Origin of the sequence: Blastococcus sp. CCUG 61487, assembly GCF_005222955.1 — a bacterium.
Lineage (GTDB): Bacteria > Actinomycetota > Actinomycetes > Mycobacteriales > Geodermatophilaceae > Blastococcus.
In genome coordinates, this window is record NZ_LWUA01000266.1 from 48782 (window position 1) to 66343 (window position 17562).

Here is a 17562-nt window from a genome sequence, read left to right on the forward strand (position 1 = left end):
CATGATCCCGGGATGGCGATCCCTCTGGTCCGAGCGGCGGACGTCGCCGAGGCGGCGGTGCTGCTCGAGGGCGTCGTCCGCCGCACGCCGCTGGAGCACTCGCGGGCGCTGGCCGAGCTCGTCGGCGGACCGGTCTGGCTCAAGACCGAGAACCTGCAGCGCGCGGGCTCGTTCAAGATCCGCGGCGCCTACACCCGGCTGGCGCGGCTGACCGCGGACGAGCGCGCCCGGGGCGTCGTCGCCGCGAGCGCCGGCAACCACGCCCAGGGCGTGGCGCTGGCGGCGCGCCTGCTCGGCTGCCCGGCCACGGTGTTCATGCCGGAGAGCGCGCCGCTGCCGAAGGTCGCCGCGACCCGGGCGTACGGCGCCGACATCCGGCTGGCCGGCCAGGACCTCGCCGCGGCGCTGCCCGCGGCCGCCGAGCACGCCGAGCGCACCGGGGCGGTGTTCATCCACCCCTTCGACCACCCCGACGTGATCGCCGGGCAGGGCACCGTCGGGCTCGAGGCGCTCGACCAGTGCCCCGACGTCGCCACCGTGGTGGTCGGCACCGGCGGGGGTGGGCTGGTCTCGGGCGTCGCAGCCGTCGTCAAGGAGCGCCGTCCCGACGTCCGCGTGGTCGCCGTCCAGGCCGAGGGGGCGGCGGCGTTCCCTGGCTCGCTCGCCGCCGGCCGGCCGGTCGCCCTGGCGCAGACGGCGACGATGGCCGACGGGATCGCCGTCGCCGCCCCCAGCGACCTGACGCTCGCGCACGTGCAGCGGCTGGTCGACGACGTGCGCACCGTCAGCGAGGAGGACCTGTCCCGCGCGCTGCTGCTCTGCCTGGAGCGGGCCAAGCTGGTGGTCGAGCCCGCGGGCGTCGCCGCGGTGGCCGCCGTGCTCGCCGACCCCGGCAGCTTCCGGCCGCCGGTGGTCGCGGTCGTGTCGGGCGGCAACATCGACCCCCTGCTGCTGCTGAAGGTCGTGCAGCACGGCATGGCGGCGGCCGGCCGCTACCTGTCGCTGCGGGTGCGCGTGCCCGACCGCCCGGGCTCGCTGGCCGGTGTGCTGGCCGAGCTGGCCGCGACCGGCGTCAACGTGCTCGAGGTCGAGCACGAGCGGACGGCGACCAGGCTGCACCTGGGCGAGGTGGAGATCTTCGTCGTCCTGGAGACCCGTGGGCCGGGGCACGCCGAGGACGTGATGGCTGCGCTGAGCGCCGCGGGCTACGCGGTGAGCGCCGGCTGACCGGGGCCGTCCGGCCGATGAGTTCCGGACCGCCGGACGGTCCCCCCTCCCGTGACTTCTCTCCTCCGCCCCGAATTCCTCCGCCCATGGCGAAAAGCACTCGGAAACTGTCGGTGCCCGGCCCTAGCGTTCTCGGCATGACCGACGCGATTGTCGTCGAGGGGCTGGTGAAGCGCTTCGGCGCGACCACCGCCCTCGACGGAGTGGACCTGACCGTGGCCGAGGGCTCCGTGCTGGGGTTGCTCGGCCCCAACGGGGCAGGCAAGACCACGGTCGTGCGCATCCTGACCACCCTGCTCGACGCCGACGAGGGGCGGGCCGAGGTGGCGGGGCTCGACGTCGCCCGCCAGCCCGACGCCGTCCGGGCGGCCATCGGCCTCACCGGCCAGTACGCCGCGGTCGACGAGTACCTGACCGGCTTCGAGAACCTCGAGATGGTGGGCCGGCTGTACCGGCTGCCCAAGGCCGAGGCCCGGAGCCGCGCCAAGGAGCTGCTGGAGCGCTTCGACCTGATCGGGGCCGAGAACCGGCCGGCGAAGACCTACTCCGGGGGCATGCGCCGCCGGCTGGACATCGCCGCGTCGTTGATCAACCGGCCCCGCATCCTGTTCCTCGACGAGCCCACCACCGGGCTCGACCCCCGCAGCCGGCTGGCGATGTGGGAGTTCATCGCCGAGCTGGCCGACGGCGGGACGACGATCCTGCTGACCACGCAGTACCTGGAGGAGGCCGACAGGCTGGCCGACCGCATGGTGGTCATCGACCGCGGCCGGGTCATCGCCCGGGGCACCGCCGATGAGCTCAAGGCCCAGGTCGGCGGCCAGCGGCTGGAGTTCACCGTCACCGACGCGAGCGCACTGCCCGCGATGGTGGAGGCCCTCCGGCCCCTGGCGGTGGACGAGCCGCACGTCGACGTCGCCGGCCGGCGGTTGACCCTGCCGGTGAGCGGCGGGGCGGAGGTGCTCGCCGAGGCCCTGAGCCGGCTCGACGGGTGGGTGTCCCAGATCTTCGACGTGGGCCTGCGCCGGCCCGACCTCGACGACGTGTTCCTCGCCCTCACCGGCCGCGCGGCCGAGGAGGTCGCGGCCGACGACGAGGAGCCTCAGCCCGAGCGCGAGCCCGTTCCCACCGGAGGAGTCCGATGAGCTCGCTGGCCGCGACGCTGTCCGACAGCGCCGTCATCACCAAGCGCAACCTGATCAAGGTCAAGCGGGTACCCGACCTGATCGTGTTCGCGACGCTGTCGCCGATCATGTTCGTGCTGCTGTTCAGGTACGTGTTCGGCGGCGCGATCAACCTGCCCGACGGCATCAACTACGCCGAGTTCCTGCTGCCGGGGATCTTCGCCCAGACCGTCGTCTTCGGGTCGACCGTCACCGGCGCCTCGATCGCCGAGGACCTGCAGAAGGGGTTGATCGACAGGTTCCGGTCGCTGCCGATGTCGCGTGCCGCGGTGCTGATCGGGCGGACGGTCGCCGACGCCGGCCTGAACGTCATCTCGATCACCGTCATGGCGCTCACCGGGCTGGTGGTCGGCTGGCGGATCAACTCCTCGGTGCCCGAGGCGATCGGCGGGTTCCTCCTGCTGCTCGTGTTCGCCTACGCGATCAGCTGGCTGATGGCGATGGTCGGGCTCCTGGTCCGCACCCCCGAGGTGGTCAACAACGCGAGCTTCATGGTCATCTTCCCGCTGACCTTCGCGTCGAACGCCTTCGTGCCGCTGGAGTCCTTCCCGACGTTCCTCCAGGTGTTCGCGGAGTGGAACCCGGTGTCCACCGTCGTCCAGGCCGCTCGGGAGCTGTTCGGCAACACGGTGCCGGGGGCGCCGGTGTCCGACGCCTGGCCGATGCAGAACCCGGCCCTCTACACGCTCCTGTGGACGGCGATCATCCTGGCGGTCTTCGTGCCGCTGTCGGTCCGCGCCTACCGGCGCACCGCCAGCCGCTGAGGTCCGCCGTCGCTGCCGGGGACGCGTCCGCTCGGGCGCGGATGCCCCCGGCAGCGGCGGAGGAGAGCAGGCAGGATGAGGCTCGATGAGCGCCGCCGAGATCTCCCAGGTGACCCCCGCCAATCCGCTGTTCGCGCCCTCGCCGCTGCCGTTCGGGCTGCCGCAGTTCGCGGAGATCAGCCCCGAGCACTGCCGGGAGGCGTTGCTCGCCGGCATGGCCGAGCAGCGTGCCGAGGTGGCCGCGATCGTCGGTGCGAGCGCCCCGCCGGATGTCGAGAACACCATCGTGGCGATGGAGCGCTCGGGCCGGCTGCTCGCACGGGCGTGGCACGTCTTCGGCAACCTCGTCTCCTCGGTCTCCACGCCCCGGCTGCGGGAGATCGAACGGGAGATCGCCCCGCTGGCCGCGGCGCACTCCGATGCCATCCGGCTCGACCCGGCGCTGTTCGAGCGGATCGCGGCGGTCCACGCCGGCCGCCACGACGCGGGTCTCGATGCCGAGACGGTGCGCCTGGTCGAGCGCTACCACCTGGACTTCGTGCTGGCCGGCGCCCAGCTCGACGAGGAGGGGCGCGCCCGGCTGACCGAGCTCAACCAGGAGCTCTCCGGGCTGTCGACGACGTTCGGGCAGAACCTCCAGCTGGCCGCCGAGGCGGCCGCGGTGCACGTGACCGATGTCGGCGAGCTGGACGGCCTGAGCGCCGAGGAGATCGCCGCGGCCGCCACCGCCGCCACCGAGCGCGGGCTCGAGGGGTGGGTGCTGCCGCTGCTGCTGCCCACCCGCCAGCCGGTGCTGGCCAAGCTGCGGAACCGGGAGCTGCGGCGCCGGGTGCACGAGGCGTCGGTGAGCCGCGCCTCCTCCGGTGAGCACGACAACGGACCGGTCGCGGTGCGCATCGCCCGGCTGCGGGCGGAGCGGGCCGCGCTGCTGGGCTTCGACACGCACGCCGACCTGGTGCTCGCGGACCAGACCGCCCGCACCACCGAGGCCGTCGACGCGATGCTCGCCTCGATGGTGCCCGCCTCGGTGGCCAACGCCGAGGCCGAGGCGGCGGTCCTGGCCGAGGTCGCGGCCGCCGACGGCGTCGAGCTGGCGCCCTGGGACTGGGCGTTCTACAGCGAGCAGGTGCGGGCCGAGCGCTACGCCGTCGACACCGCTGCCCTGCGGCAGTACTTCGAACTGGACCGGGTGCTCGTCGACGGCGTCTTCCACGCCGCCGAGCTGCTCTACGGCTTCCGGTTCACCCCGCGGCCGGACCTGGCGGGCTACCACCCGGACGTGCGGGTCTGGGAGGTCTCGGACGCCGACGGCACCGCGGTGGGGCTCTACCTCGGTGACTTCTTCGCCCGCGAGGGCAAGCGCGGCGGCGCCTGGATGAACTCGTTCGTCACCCAGTCCCGGCTGCTCGGGACCTCGCCGGTGGTGGTGAACAACCTCAACGTCTCCCGCCCGTCCGCGGGCCAGCCGGCGCTGCTCACCCTGGACGAGGTCGACACGCTGTTCCACGAGTTCGGCCACGCGCTGCACGGCCTGAGCTCCTCGGTCACCTATCCCCGGTTCGCCGGCACCAGCGTCCCCCGCGACTTCGTCGAGTTCCCGAGCCAGGTCAACGAGATGTGGGCGACGTGGCCGGAGGTGCTCGCCCACTACGCGCGGCACGTCGAGACCGGCGAGCCGATCCCCGCGTCGGCGGTCGAGGCGATCGAGGCGTCCCGGCTGTGGGGCGAGGGGTTCGCGACACTCGAGTACCTGGCTGCCACGCTGCTCGACCAGGCCTGGCATCGGATCACCCCGGACACCGAGGTCGGCGACCCCGCGCAGTTCGAGCGGGCCGCGCTGGAGCAGGCCGGCGTCGCCTCGGAGCTCGTGCCGCCGCGGTACCGGACCACGTACTTCAACCACGTCTTCGCCGGCGGTTACTCGGCCGGCTACTACTCCTACATCTGGTCGGAGGTGCTCGACGCCGACACGGTGGAGTGGTTCAAGGAGAACGGCGGCCTGCGCCGCGAGAACGGCGACGCGTTCCGGGAGCGGCTGCTCGCCGTGGGTGGCTCGGTGGACCCGCTGGATGCGTTCCGGGCCGTCCGCGGTCGCGACGCCGACCCCCGGCCGCTGCTCCGCCGTCGCGGCCTCGCCGCCTGAGCGCCGCGACGATCAGCTCAGCTGATCGTCGGGGTTCTTCCCTCGCGGTCGACGACGAGGGAGGACCGGTCATGGTGAGGGAGGACGTCGTCCGGCCGCCACGCTCACAACCAGGGCAGCGACAGCACCAGGTCGAGGTCGTCGGGCGCTGCGCCGTCACGGACGAGCCGGTTGGGCTGGCGGTGGCCGCACGCCGTGCAGCGGTGCACCACCTGCCAGCCCTTGCCCGACTTCTCCACCAGGCCGACCGGCTCCATCGGCTGCCGGCACTCGCTGGCCCGATCACCGGGGAGGTCGTCGACGTGCAGCGACCACAGGCAGTACGGGCAGTGGTTCCGGTAGTGGCCGTCGGTGTTCGCCGGGACGCGCGCCGCGCAGTGCACGCAGGCAAAGCCGGTGTTCTCCGCCCGCCGGGAGCGAGCCATCGGACGGATCAGGGGACGAACGGCTCGATGCCGACGACCTCGACGGTGATCTTCCGGCCGTTCGGCGCCTCGTAGGTGACCTTCGCGCCGGGCTTCGCGCCCATGATCGCCGCGCCGAGCGCCGACTCGGGGGAGTAGACGGTCAGGTCGGTCGTCCCCGCGATCTCGCGCGAGCCGAGGAGGAACTTCTCGGTGTCGTCGTCGCCCTCGAAGCGGATCGTGATCACCGTGCCCGTGGCCGCGTTCGTGACCTTCGTGGGCGGCTCGCCCACCGTGGCCTTGCGCAGCAGGTCCTCCAGCTGGCGGATGCGGGCCTCCTGCTTGCCCTGCTCGTCCTTCGCCGCGTGGTAGCCGCCGTTCTCCTTGAGGTCGCCCTCCTCGCGCCGCGCGTTGATCTCGGCGGCCATGGCCGGACGGTTCGCCACCAGCTGGTCGAGCTCGGCCTTCAGCCGGTCGTAGGCCTCCTGGGTCAGCCAGATGCCCTGCTCCTGCTCGTCGGTGGGGGTGGACACGAGGTACTCCTGAAAGTCGGGAGGCCGCCCCCTGACGGGGACGGCCGTGATCTCCAGCCAAGCTAGCACCGGCGACGACGACGGTGCAGCGATCCGGAAGTGGCCTCCCGGGTTGCGAAACCGTACCGGCTCGACCGTGATCGAGCACACACCAGGGCGTTTCGACGCGCTGAGCTGCCCCTTCCGGACGGCGGCCCGGGACACGCCGCCGCCCCTCGCGCCGGACGGGGGACAATGCCCGGGTGACCCGACCCGACCAGCTGCGCCTGCTCGCCGTGCACGCCCATCCGGACGACGAGTCGAGCAAGGGCGCCGCCACGATGGCGAAGTACGTCGACGAAGGCGTACGCGTCATGGTGGCCACCTGCACCGGTGGTGAGCGCGGCTCCGTGCTCAACCCGGCGATGGACCGTCCCGAGGTCTGGGAGCGGCTGCCCCAGATCCGCGCCGAGGAGATGGAGCGTGCGCGCGAGATCCTCGGCGTGGAGCAGGAGTTCTTGGGCTTCGTGGACTCCGGGCTGCCCGAGGGCGACCCGCTGCCGCCCCTCCCCGAGGGCTGCTTCGCCCTCGTGCCGCTGGAGGAGGCGGCCGCTCCGCTGGTGGCGCTCATCCGGCGGTTCAAGCCGCAGGTCATCACCACCTACGACGAGCGCGGCGGCTACCCGCACCCCGACCACATCAAGACCCACGAGATCTCGGTGCACGCCTTCGAGGCCGCCGGCGATCCGGACCGCTACCCCGAGCTGGGCGAGCCGTGGCAGCCGAGCAAGCTCTACTACCACATGAGCTTCACGCTGCCCCGGACCAAGGCGCTGCACGAGGCCATCCTCGCCACCGGGGGAGAGTCCCCGTACACGGAGTGGCTGGCCAACTGGGACCCGGCACGGGACATCTCCCACCGGGTCACCACGCGGGTGCCGTGCGCCGAGTACTTCGCCGTCCGGGACGCCGCCCTGGTCGCCCATGCCACCCAGATCGATCCGCTCGGCCGGTGGTTCGCCTGCCCGCTGGAGACCCAGCAGCGGGTCTGGCCGACCGAGGACTACGAGCTGGCCCGGTCGCTGGTGGACACCCCGACGCCGGAGGACGATCTGTTCGCCGGCCTGCGCAGTGAGGTCGTGGTCCGTTGAACGAGGCCCTGTTCGCCGTCCTGGCCGCCGACGAGCAACTGCCGGAGGACATCGGCAAGTCCGGTCCGCTCGGGTTGCTGCTGATCGGCCTGCTGCTCATCGCCGTGATCATCCTGGTGCGCTCGATGACGCGGCACCTGAAGAAGCTGCCGCGCAGCTTCGAGCCGGGCGACGACCTGCCCGAGGTGCCCGACAGCCCCGCCGAGCTGATCGACACGGAGCCGGGCGGGGAGGTCCTCGAGGCGCTCCGTCGCCGGCCGCTGGCCATCGAGCCTCCCCGCCGGGACGACGGGCGACCGGGCGGCACCCCCGCCTGACCGCAGGAGGCCGCCTCGTCGATGCCCGGGCGGCCTCCCGGTGCGGTCACCAGCGGTGGGCGACGTCGATCACGAGACGCGGGCCGGTGCTCGAGGTCCCCGCGAGCACGAAGGCTCGGAACGGCAGGCGGGCGCGGACCCCGAGCGCGATCGTCGTGTAGCCCTCGTAGGAGCCGGCCCACGCGACCTGCCGGAAGGTCGAGTAGCCGGCCAGGTCCACGACCTCGGTGTCGTTCGCGGGGTCGAACGTCGGGTCCCCCTCCTGGTCGTAGGCCGGTGCGCCCAGCACGACCTGCAGGTCTGCCGCACCCCGGACGGGGACGGCGCGACCGGAGCCGTCCTCCTGCACCTGGCTGACGTAGCGGACGTCGTAGGCGCCGAAGGTGGCGTGACCGTCGAGATCCACGACCAGGCGGTCGAAGCAGGCATGGCGCCCTGCCCGGACGCCCTCGACGGTCCCGGCGGACGAGACGCTCGACACCTTCGCGGTGGAGCCCCAGGTGATGCCGCAGTACGGCACTGCCGCCTGGGCGGGAGCGGGCGCGACGGCTGCTGTGGCCGCGGCGGTGACCGCCAGGACGAGGAGACGGGCGGGCTTTCGTGTCATGGCGGATGCCTCCTGACAGGGACGGCGCCGGGATGGCGCTGGTGTCGAGAGTCCACAAACACGCCCGGAAAGCACTAGCCCCCGGAGAAGTCAATTACCACCCAATGCCCGCGTGTCGCGTGGGCGGATGCTGCCGTCGGACGACCATCGGACGCCGGGAACCGTTCGGCGGTTCTCACCTGGTGGCGACGTACTCCACGGAGCGTCACCCCGAACCAGTCCCGCCGCGGTGCCGTGTTCGCGGGCGGAGAAATCGATGACGCGCGTCGGCCGGAGAGTTACCGTGCAAGCGTGTAATCACCGTCGCGGGAGGCCGCCATGCACGCCCATCGATTCGCCGACGCAGCATTCGGACCAGCGTTCCGCCGCGGACGCGGCAGGGGAGCGGGAGGGCGGGCCGCCGAGGCCGCGCCGCCCGTCGATCGAGCAGAGGTCGCGGGGTGGTTCGCCGGCCGGCTGCCGGACGGCTGGTTCACCGGCCCGGTCGAGCTGACCATCGACCGCGACGAGATCACCGTGGTGGGCCCGCTCGCCGAACCCGACGCGGGGGAGGGCGACCCCGCCGCCGCCCGTGCCGGCCGGATCGCCCGCTTCCGCGAGGAGACCCGCCAGCAGCGCATGGCCATCGCCGACGCCGCCCAGGAGCGGTACGGCCGGTCAGTGGCGTGGGGTGCGGCCTGTGCAGACACCCGGGAGGTCTTCACCAACCTGTCGGTGCCGGTCATGACCCGGCTGCGCCAGCGCGAGCGGCTGGTGCTTGACACGCTGGTCGACGCCGGGGTGGCCCGGTCCCGGTCCGAGGCGCTGGCGTGGGCGGTCCGCCTGGTCGGGCAGCACACCGAGGAGTGGCTGGACGACCTGCGCACCGCGATGGCGGCGGTGGAGGAGGTGCGCGGTCGGGGGCCGACGGTCTCCTGAGCCGGCGTCGACGGAGCAGGTGCGCGGTCGCCCCGGTCGGCCAGGGACACTGGACGGCGTGCCCGTCGACGATCCCTCCGCCGCCACCGATGTCCTGGTCGTCGGAGCCGGGCCCGCAGGATCGGCGGCGGCCGCGTGGGTCGCCCGCACCGGTCGCGACGTCGTCCTGGCCGACGCTGCGGTCTTCCCGCGCGACAAGACCTGCGGCGACGGCCTGACGCCGCGCGCCATGGGCGAGCTCGACAGGCTCGGGCTGGGCGACTGGGCCCGCGGCAAGGCCCGCAACCGCGGGCTGCGCGCGGCCGGCTTCGGTCAGGAGTGGCAGCTGCCCTGGCCGGGTGGGGACTTCCCCGACCACGGCAGCGCCGTGCCCCGCACCGAGCTCGACGCCCGGATCCGGCAGGTGGCGCTGGACTCCGGCGCGGTGCCGCTGGACGGCGCCCGGGCCGTCGACGTCGAGCGGGACGGCGATCAGGTGCGCGCCGTCGTCTTCGAGCACGCCGACGGGACGCGGTCGACGGTCGCCTGCCGGCGGCTCGTGGTGGCCGACGGCGTGCGCTCGCCCCTCGGGCGCGTGCTCGGCCGGGAGTGGCACCGGAACACCGCCTACGGGGTGGCCGCGCGCAGCTACGTCCGCTCGGGACGCAGCGACGACGAGTGGATCAGCTCGCACCTGGAGCTGCGCGGCACCGAGGGGGAGCTGCTCTCCGGCTACGGCTGGGTCTTCCCGCTGGGCAAGGAGGCGGGCGAGGTGAACCTGGGCGTCGGCACGCTCGCCACCTCGCGCCGACCGGTCGGGGTGCAGCTGAAGTCGCTGCTCGAGTTCTACGCCGAGCGCCGCCGCGAGGAGTGGCAGCTGGACGGCGCGGTTCGGGACGTCACCTCGGCGTTGCTGCCCATGGGCGGCGCGGTGTCGGGTGTCTCCGGGCGCAACTGGGCCCTCGTCGGAGACGCGGCCGGCTGCGTCAACCCGCTCAACGGCGAGGGCATCGACTACGGCCTGGAGACCGGCCGGTCGATCGCCGAGCTGCTCGACGAGCCGGACTGGTCGACGGCGTGGCCGGAGACGCTCCGCAGGCACTACGGGGAGGCGTTCTCCATCGCCCGCCGCCTGGCCGGCCTGCTCACCCTGCCCCGGTTCCTCCCCGCGGCCGGGCCGGTGGGGATGCGCTCCCGCCCGCTCATGACAGTCGCGCTGCGGGTGATGGGCAACCTCGTCACCGAGCACGACCGCGACGTCGTCGCCCGGCTGTGGCGCACCGCCGGACGGTTCTCCGTCAGGCTGGACGACCGCCCGCCGTTCTCCTGAGCGGGCGCCGGGCGGCGAGCACCCGGGCCGCGATCAGCCCGCCGAGGGCGCCGAACAGATGTCCCTGCCACGAGACCCCGGGACGCGGCACCAGGCCGAACAGCAGAGTGCTGCCGTAGACCAGCGCCACCAGCAGCCCGATCGCGAGGTAGTGCAGCCGGTGGTCGAACAGGCCGCGGGCGACCAGGTAGGTGGCGAAGCCGAACACCACGCCGCTGGCCCCCACGTGCAGCGATCCCTCGGCGCCGAACAGCCAGGTGCCGAGCCCGCTCACCACGGTGACGATCGCCGTGACCGCCGCCAGGCGCGCCAGCCCGCCGAGCGCCACGACCGCGCCGAGCACCAGGAACGGCGCCGTGTTCGCGAGGAGGTGGCCGAAGTCCACGTGCAGCAGCGGGGCCAGCACGACGCCGGTCAGGCCGTCGGCCTCCCGCGGCTCGATGCCGAGCAGGTCGAGCCGGCCGCCGAGCACCAGGTCGACGATCTCGGCCACCCACATGACGCCGGCCAGCGTCACCACCGCGACCAGGCCGGCCCGGCGACCGTCCCGAGGTGGCGACGTCGGCGCGCTCAACCCGCGCTCCTCTCGTGGCCGGGGGTGGTCAGGAGAAGGGCGAGTTGTACATGGCGAAGTACACCGCGATGTAGTGGCAGACCGCGGCCACGACCGTCAGGGCGTGGAAGACCTCGTGGTAGCCGAACGTCCCGGGCCAGGGATCGGGCTTCTTGATGGCGTAGGCGACCCCGCCGAGGGTGTAGAGGACACCACCGACGGCCAGGAGCACCAGCGAGGTCACTCCGGCGAAGTGCAGGATGTCGGTCAGCACGAAGACGGCGACCCAGCCCAGCCCGATGTAGAGCGGAACGCCCACCCAGCGGGGCGCCGTCGGCCAGGTCATCTTGAGCGTCACGCCGCAGATCGCGCCGATCCAGACCACCGCGAGCACCCAGAACCCGGTGAGCTGGTCGACCGCCAGCAGCGCGAACGGGGTGTAGGTGCCGGCGATGAACAGGAAGATCATCGAGTGGTCGAGCCGCTTCATGACCCGCCACCCCCGCGGTGACCAGCGCCGACGGTGGTAGAGGGCGCTGACCCCGAACAGGCCGCAGATGGTCAGGCAGTACACGGTGACCGACAGCCCGGCGCGCGGGCTCTCCACGAAAGCCAGCGGGATGAGGACGGCCGACGACACGATCGCGCCGAAGAACGAGAACAGGTGCAGCCAACCTCGCATGCGCGGCCGGGTGTCCGGGTGGGTCCAGTCCCGATCGGCGAAGTCCTCGGCGCTCCACGCGCGATCGACCCGCTCGCCCTCGTCCAGGACGGCGGTGACCGCCTCCTGGCGCGGCGCCTCCAGTTCGGCGCTGTCGGCCTCGACCCGGACCGGCTCGTCGGCGGAAGGAGAGGTCGGCTTCATGCACCGAGATTACGGAAGCGGCGGCGCGATCTGCAGGGCCGCGGCTGTGACCTGTGCGGGTCCGTCGCCCTCCGGCGTGCGGGGATGAGCGGCGGGGCGGCGGTCACTAGGGTGGGCGTTCGTGGGGCTGCGGCACGTCGTGCGGGATGCGCTCACCCGCGTCTACGAGGCCCGCCTGGCGCGCGCCCTGGTCGACGCCGAGCTCCCGCGGCACGTCGGCGTGATCATCGACGGGAACCGGCGCTGGGCCCGCGCCATCGGCCTCGAGGACGTCAACGCGGGGCACCGCGTGGGCGCGGACAAGATCGTCGACCTGCTGCGCTGGTGCGACGAGGCCGGCGTCGGGGTGGTCACCCTCTTCCTGCTGTCGACGGACAACCTCCAGCGGCCCGAGCCCGAGCTCACCCCGCTGCTGCGGATCATCGAGGGCGTCGCCTGCGACCTCGCCGGACCGGGGCGCAACTGGCAGCTGCGCGCCGTGGGCGCGCTGGAGCTGCTCCCGGCCGAGACCGTCGCCGTCCTCAAGGAGGCGGAGGAGGACACCCGCGACCGGCCGGGGGCCAGCGTGAACCTGGCGGTCGGGTACGGCGGGCGGCGCGAGATCGCCGACGCCGTCCGCTCGCTGCTGGCCGAGCACGCCGAGCGGGGGACGACGCTGCCCGAGCTGATCGACCAGCTCGACGTCGAGCACATCTCCGAGCACCTCTACACCCGCGGCCAGCCCGATCCCGACCTGGTCATCCGCACCAGCGGCGAGCAGCGCATGTCGGGTTTCCTGCTCTGGCAGACGGCGCACTCGGAGTTCTACTTCACCGACGTGTACTGGCCCGACTTCCGCCGGGTGGACTTCCTGCGCGCGCTGCGCGACTACTCGGCCCGGCACCGCCGCTTCGGCGGTTAGCCGGACGGCTGCCAGACTGCCCGCATGAGCGCCGTAGCCGTCGACGTGCCCGCGGAGTACGTGCGTCTCGGGCTGCGCTTCGACCGGCTCGAGGCGGGCTTCGTGGACGCCTACACCGGTGATCCGCGGATCCGGGCGCAGGTCCTGGACGAGCCAGCCCCGACCCCGCAGCAGCTGCGCGACCGGGCGCGGGAGCTGCTCACCGAGCTCGACGCCGCGGGGCTGCCGGCCGACCGGACGGAGTTCCTGCGCGGCCAGCTGACCGGGCTGGAGTGCACGGCCCGGAAGATGAGCGGCGAGCCGGTCGGCTTCGTCGAGGAGGTGCGCAGCTACTTCCAGGTCGACGTCGACCTGGGGGACGAGGGCGTCTACGCCGCGGCGCACGCCGAGCTCGACGCGTTGCTGCCCGGCAGCGGCTCGCTGGCCGAGCGGTACGCGGCGCACCGCCGCCGCGAGGAGTGCCCGCCGGGCCGGCTCGAGGCCGCGGTGCACGCGCTGTCCAGCGCGCTGCGGGACCGGACGCGCGGGCAGTACGGGCTGCCCGAGGTCGAGACGGTCAGCTACGAGGTGGTCACCGACAAGCCGTGGTCGGGCTTCAACTACTACGAGGGCGACTACCGGTCCCGGGTGGCGATCAACGCCGACCTGCCGCACCGGCTCTCGCAGCTGGCCCACCTCGTCGCGCACGAGTCCTACCCGGGCCACCACACCGAGCACTGCCGCAAGGAGCGCGGGCTGGTCGAGCGCGCGGGCCGGACGGAGCACACGATCTTCCTCGTCAACACCCCGGAGTGCCTCATGGCCGAGGGCCTGGCCGACCTCGGCATCGAGGCGGCGGTGGGCGAGGGCTGGGGGCCGTGGTCGGCGGAGATCCTCGGTGACCTCGGGCTGCGCTTCGACGGGCACCTCGCCGAGCGGATCGCCGCGGCCGCCGCACCGCTGAACCGGGTGCGCCAGGACGCGGCGCTGCTGCTGCACGACCGGGGGGCCGACGTCGACGAGGTGGCGGCCTTCCTGCAGCGCTGGTCACTGGTGAGCGCCGACCGCGCCCGCCAGCAGATCCGCTTCCTCACCGATCCGCTGTGGCGGGCCTACATCTCCACCTACGTCGAGGGTCTCGCCCTGCTGTCGCGGTGGCTGGACGCACGCCCGGCCGGGCAGCCGGTCGCGGAGCGCTTCCTCCGCCTGCTCGACGAGCCGCTGACCCCGGCGGGCGTCGCCGGGGAGCTCGCGGTGGCCGGGACCCGGTGAGCCGGCGGGATCCCCGGCGCGCGCGGCTGCTCGGGGTGTGGACGGCCGGGTGGTTGGCCGTCTTCCTCCTCGCCGGCGTCCTGCGGCTGGGGGATCTCTCGGTGCAGTGGCCGGTGCTCGCCGTCCCGCTGCTGTGGCTGCTGGTCGCGCTCCGTCCTCGCCGCCGCCCGGCGTGGGAGCAGCACCGCCTCGACGGCGCCGAACACGACGAGGGCTGGGCCGACGAGGACTGGGACGACGGGAGCTGGGACGACGGCGGCTGGGACGACGGGGCCCTTCCACCGCCCGGCGCGGAGAACCGCACGGACACCGTCGAGCGGCCCGCGGTGCGCCCTCCCGGCCCCGACGACCGGCCGGGGTGGCCGCGCCGCGACTGATCCGGCGCGATCGATCCGGCGCCGTCCCGCCGCACGGGGCGACTGGGACGCGTGTGGCCCCACCAGGTGAACGTTGTGTTTCCGGTCGGGGTGCCTCGAGCGTTTTCGTCGGTGGGCGGTTCTAGCGTCGCAGGTGTTCGACCCGGAACTTCCCGGGCCGGACACGGGAGGCCCGGTTGGTGTCAGACGAGTTCGTCGACCAGGGGGGCCGGAACCCGGCTCCGCGCCGGGGCCCGGCCGCCTACGAGTCGGGGCGCCGCGCGCCCCACGGGAGCCGACACGTGACCACTCGCCGCACGTTCGTCCTCGACACCTCCGTCCTCCTCTCCGACCCGGGTGCGCTGCTGCGCTTCGGCGACTCCGACGTCGTGCTCCCGCTCGTCGTGATCGGGGAACTCGAGGACAAGCGGGACCATCCCGAGCTCGGCTGGTTCGCCCGCCGGTCCCTGCGGATGCTCGACGACCTGCGCATCCGGCACGGCCGCCTCGACGCCCCGGTACCGGTGGGGGAGGCCGGCGGCACCGTGCACGTGGAGCTCAACCACAGCGATCCGTCGATCCTCCCGGCGGGCTTCCGCAACGACAGCAACGACAGCCGGATCATGGTCGTCGCGCTCAACCTCCGGGCCGAGGGCCGCGACGTCCGCCTGATCACCAAGGACATGCCGCTCCGGGTGAAGGCGGCCGCCGTCGGCCTGGCCACGGACGAGTACCGCGTGCACGACGCCGTCGACACCGGGTGGACCGGGATCGCCGAGCTGTCGATCGGCGACGCCGACCTCGACGAGCTCTACGAGACCGGTCAGGTGTTCCTGCCCGACGCGGCGGAGCTGCCCACGCACACCGGGCTGGTGCTGCTCTCCTCGCGCGGGTCGGCGCTGGGCCGGGTGCTCCCGGACAAGCACGTGCGGCTCGTGCGCGGTGACCGCGAGGCCTTCGGGCTGCACGGCCGCTCCGCGGAGCAGCGGGTCGCCCTCGACCTGCTGCTCGACCCGGACGTCGGCATCGTCTCGCTGGGCGGCCGCGCCGGCACCGGAAAGTCGGCGCTCGCGCTGTGCGCGGGGCTGGAGTCGGTGATGGAGCGGCGGGCGCACAAGAAGGTGGTCGTCTTCCGGCCGCTCTACGCCGTCGGCGGGCAGGAGCTCGGCTACCTGCCCGGCAGCGAGGGCGACAAGATGTCGCCCTGGGCGCAGGCGGTGTACGACACCCTCGGCGCGCTGGTCTCGCCCGCGGTCCTCGACGAGATCGCGGACCGAGGACTGATCGAGGTCCTGCCGCTCACGCACATCCGCGGGCGGTCGCTGCACGACTCGTTCGTCATCGTGGACGAGGCCCAGTCGCTGGAGCGCGGGGTGCTGCTCACGGTGCTGTCCCGGCTCGGCGCGGGGTCCCGGGTGGTGCTCACCCACGACGTCGCCCAGCGCGACAACCTCCGGGTGGGGCGCCACGACGGCGTCGCGGCCGTCGTCGAGAACCTCAAGGGACACCCGCTGTTCGCCCACGTCACGCTGACCCGCTCCGAGCGCTCGCCGATCGCCGCGCTGGTCACCGAGATGCTCGAGGACCTGCCGATCTGACCGCCCGCTCCCGGGGCGCCGAGCGCGCCCCGGGAGCGGCGTCGGCCGTCGAGCCCTCAGCCGGTGGTGTCGGCCGGTGCCGGCGCCGCGTCGTCGGCCGGCTCGGGGGTGGCCCGCCGCTGCGGAGGCGTGCCCGAGGTGACCGCGAACCGGACCACAGCGACGACCACCCACCCCGCCGCCAGGCACCACGGCAACCGCAGCGTGACCTCCTCGGCGGTGAAGTCGCCGCGGAGGCCCAGGAGGAGCAGCGGGAGAGCCAGCACGAACGCGACCCCGAGCACGTCCCAGCGCAGCGGACTCATGCCGGTGCGGTCTCGAGCCGTTCGCAGAGGACCGAGGCCCACCGGTGGGGGGTGGCGCGCACGCCGTCGACGACGGCGACCGGCGCGGCCAGGCGGGCGAGCACCGCGGCCGGATCGGCGGACAGGTCGGTGTCGTGCACGATGAGCGCGTCGACCCGGCTGAGCCCGTCGATCCAGTGCTCGAGGTCCTCGGGCTTGCGGGTCGCCTCGACGACCGCCCACACCGCCACCGGCGACCAGATCGCGAGCATCTGCGACATCCAGTAGGCGTCGCTGCGCAGCGGCGCGTCCACGGCCACGATCGTCACCGTGCCGGTGGTCGAGGCGTCCTGGCGGCGGACCAGGGCCGTGTCGATCGTGCTCATCCGGCTGCTCTCGGGCACCAGCCCGACCAGGTCGCCCCGGGTGGCCCACTGCACGCGGTCGGGGTCGAGCCGGAGGGTCGCGGCGAGCGACCGCGCGGCGCGCAGCGTCTCCACGCCGGGGCCGACGACGAACAGCACGTCACCGGCGCCGGTCGGGAGCTCGGGTGCCTCCGGCAGCCGGGCGCCCAGGGCGCGGGTCAGCGCGGCGTAGGTCCCGACGGCGGCGACGTCGTCGGTGAAGGTCGGGCCGAGCAGCTCGGCCGGCACCCCGAGGTCGGTGAGCCGGGAGACGACCTCCTCCGGCGTGCTCGGCGGAGCGATGCGCACGCGCGCCGGCCGCGGCTGGACCAGCGGCGGGGCGGGCGGACCGAAGAGGTCCGGGCCGGCCTCCTCGATGAGGTCCGCCAGCTCGGCGAGCTCGGGCATCTCCGGGGTCTCCGGCGTCGCCATCAGCGGCGCGACGGGCAGCCGGGTGACGGTGGCCAGCGACGCCGGGACGGGGCGCGCCGCGGTCGGCTCGTCCGCGGCGCCCGCCGGTGCGGCCGTGCGGGACGACTGCGGAACGGGCGGGCGCGAGGTCCGCGGCGGCACGGGCGGGAGGCCGCGGCCGCGCGACGGCGCGCCGGGCAGCAGCGACAGCGGCGGCATGACGGTGGTGACGTCCATGGACAGCGACGTGGGCGCCGGTGCCGGGTCACTGGCGGTGCGGGCGAGCACCGGGGCCTGCTCCTCGCTCAGCTCGGCCTCGACCTCCGGCCGCTCCTCAACCGGCGCCTCGACGGCCTCGCTTTCGGTCATGACGGGGTCGGCCGTGGCGTCGGCCGTGACGTCG

The 17562-nt window shown here is 73.7% G+C and carries 18 protein-coding genes and 1 pseudogene; 12 read left to right on the forward strand and 7 right to left on the reverse strand.

Annotated features, from left to right (window positions below):
* The first annotated feature begins 12 nt into the window (after positions 1 to 12).
* From ilvA to A6V29_RS17285, 4 genes are all read left to right on the forward strand, one after another.
* Positions 13 to 1227 (forward strand): threonine ammonia-lyase, encoded by a 1215-nt coding sequence (gene ilvA, locus A6V29_RS17270; protein WP_137161447.1) that lies wholly within the window; start codon positions 13 to 15, stop codon positions 1225 to 1227.
* 137 nt (positions 1228 to 1364) lie between these two features.
* Positions 1365 to 2372: an ATP-binding cassette domain-containing protein gene (locus A6V29_RS17275; protein WP_137161448.1), complete on the forward strand. Its 1008-nt coding sequence runs from the start codon at positions 1365 to 1367 to the stop codon at positions 2370 to 2372.
* The gene (locus A6V29_RS17280; RefSeq protein WP_137161449.1) at positions 2369 to 3175 is read left to right on the forward strand and encodes an ABC transporter permease; all 807 of its coding nucleotides are present in this window, start codon (positions 2369 to 2371) and stop codon (positions 3173 to 3175) included. Before A6V29_RS17275 ends, A6V29_RS17280 begins: the two co-directional genes overlap by 4 nt.
* An 85-nt stretch (positions 3176 to 3260) precedes the next feature.
* A complete protein-coding gene (locus A6V29_RS17285) occupies positions 3261 to 5318 on the forward strand; it encodes a M3 family metallopeptidase (RefSeq protein ID WP_137161450.1) in 2058 nt (685 codons plus the stop codon).
* 104 nt (positions 5319 to 5422) lie between these two features.
* On the opposite strand, the gene A6V29_RS17290 is transcribed toward A6V29_RS17285, so the two are convergent.
* Positions 5423 to 5743, reverse strand: coding sequence for an RNHCP domain-containing protein (locus tag A6V29_RS17290; protein ID WP_137161451.1), 321 nt, complete (start codon positions 5741 to 5743; stop codon positions 5423 to 5425).
* Between the two features lie 8 nt (positions 5744 to 5751).
* Positions 5752 to 6255, reverse strand: coding sequence for a transcription elongation factor GreA (gene greA / locus A6V29_RS17295; protein ID WP_137161452.1), 504 nt, complete (start codon positions 6253 to 6255; stop codon positions 5752 to 5754).
* Between the two features lie 242 nt (positions 6256 to 6497).
* Between greA and mca the strand changes: the two genes are divergently transcribed.
* Together mca and A6V29_RS17305 are read left to right on the forward strand one after the other, a co-directional pair.
* On the forward strand, positions 6498 to 7385 hold the full coding sequence (gene mca / locus A6V29_RS17300) for a mycothiol conjugate amidase Mca (protein ID WP_137161453.1): 888 nt from the start codon (positions 6498 to 6500) through the stop codon (positions 7383 to 7385).
* On the forward strand, positions 7382 to 7702 hold the full coding sequence (locus A6V29_RS17305) for a hypothetical protein (protein ID WP_137161454.1): 321 nt from the start codon (positions 7382 to 7384) through the stop codon (positions 7700 to 7702). The genes mca and A6V29_RS17305 overlap by 4 nt, the downstream gene beginning before the upstream one ends.
* A gap of 46 nt (positions 7703 to 7748) precedes the next feature.
* On the opposite strand, the gene A6V29_RS17310 is transcribed toward A6V29_RS17305, so the two are convergent.
* Positions 7749 to 8309: an AMIN-like domain-containing (lipo)protein gene (locus tag A6V29_RS17310; protein ID WP_137161455.1), complete on the reverse strand. Its 561-nt coding sequence runs from the start codon at positions 8307 to 8309 to the stop codon at positions 7749 to 7751.
* A 318-nt stretch (positions 8310 to 8627) separates the two neighbouring features.
* Here A6V29_RS17310 and abmR point away from each other — a divergent pair, with 318 nt between their 5' ends.
* Together abmR and A6V29_RS17320 are read left to right on the forward strand one after the other, a co-directional pair.
* Complete coding sequence (gene abmR / locus A6V29_RS17315) at positions 8628 to 9227, forward strand: ATP-binding transcription factor AbmR (protein WP_137161456.1); 600 nt, start codon at positions 8628 to 8630, stop codon at positions 9225 to 9227.
* A gap of 58 nt (positions 9228 to 9285) precedes the next feature.
* On the forward strand, positions 9286 to 10536 hold the full coding sequence (locus tag A6V29_RS17320; RefSeq protein ID WP_137161457.1) for a geranylgeranyl reductase family protein: 1251 nt from the start codon (positions 9286 to 9288) through the stop codon (positions 10534 to 10536).
* Here A6V29_RS17320 and A6V29_RS17325 read toward each other — a convergent pair.
* Together A6V29_RS17325 and trhA are read right to left on the reverse strand one after the other, a co-directional pair.
* Entirely contained in the window at positions 10505 to 11110 is a 606-nt protein-coding gene (locus tag A6V29_RS17325) for a rhomboid family intramembrane serine protease (RefSeq protein WP_212719544.1), read from the reverse strand. The genes A6V29_RS17320 and A6V29_RS17325 overlap by 32 nt on opposite strands.
* A gap of 28 nt (positions 11111 to 11138) precedes the next feature.
* Entirely contained in the window at positions 11139 to 11954 is an 816-nt protein-coding gene (trhA, locus tag A6V29_RS17330; protein ID WP_137161458.1) for a PAQR family membrane homeostasis protein TrhA, read from the reverse strand.
* Between the two features lie 121 nt (positions 11955 to 12075).
* Between trhA and A6V29_RS17335 the strand changes: the two genes are divergently transcribed.
* The 4 genes from A6V29_RS17335 (at position 12076) to phoH2 (ending at position 16060) form a co-directional block, all read left to right on the forward strand.
* Entirely contained in the window at positions 12076 to 12855 is a 780-nt protein-coding gene (locus A6V29_RS17335; protein ID WP_137161459.1) for an isoprenyl transferase, read from the forward strand.
* A 24-nt stretch (positions 12856 to 12879) separates the two neighbouring features.
* Positions 12880 to 14106 carry a DUF885 domain-containing protein gene (locus A6V29_RS17340; protein ID WP_137161460.1) on the forward strand — a complete coding sequence of 409 codons (1227 nt, stop codon included), beginning with the start codon at positions 12880 to 12882 and terminating at the stop codon, positions 14104 to 14106.
* A complete protein-coding gene (locus A6V29_RS17345) occupies positions 14103 to 14483 on the forward strand; it encodes a hypothetical protein (RefSeq protein WP_137161461.1) in 381 nt (126 codons plus the stop codon). The genes A6V29_RS17340 and A6V29_RS17345 overlap by 4 nt, the downstream gene beginning before the upstream one ends.
* Positions 14484 to 14764: 281 nt before the next feature.
* Positions 14765 to 16060 carry an RNA 5'-3' helicase PhoH2 gene (phoH2, locus tag A6V29_RS17350; protein ID WP_137161462.1) on the forward strand — a complete coding sequence of 432 codons (1296 nt, stop codon included), beginning with the start codon at positions 14765 to 14767 and terminating at the stop codon, positions 16058 to 16060.
* 56 nt (positions 16061 to 16116) lie between these two features.
* Here the strand turns inward: phoH2 and A6V29_RS17355 are convergent, their stop codons facing one another.
* Together A6V29_RS17355 and A6V29_RS17360 are read right to left on the reverse strand one after the other, a co-directional pair.
* A complete protein-coding gene (locus A6V29_RS17355) occupies positions 16117 to 16365 on the reverse strand; it encodes a hypothetical protein (RefSeq protein WP_137161463.1) in 249 nt (82 codons plus the stop codon).
* Positions 16362 to 17562: pseudogene (locus A6V29_RS17360) on the reverse strand (hypothetical protein); the annotation flags it as partial. The gene A6V29_RS17355 and the pseudogene A6V29_RS17360, both read right to left, overlap by 4 nt.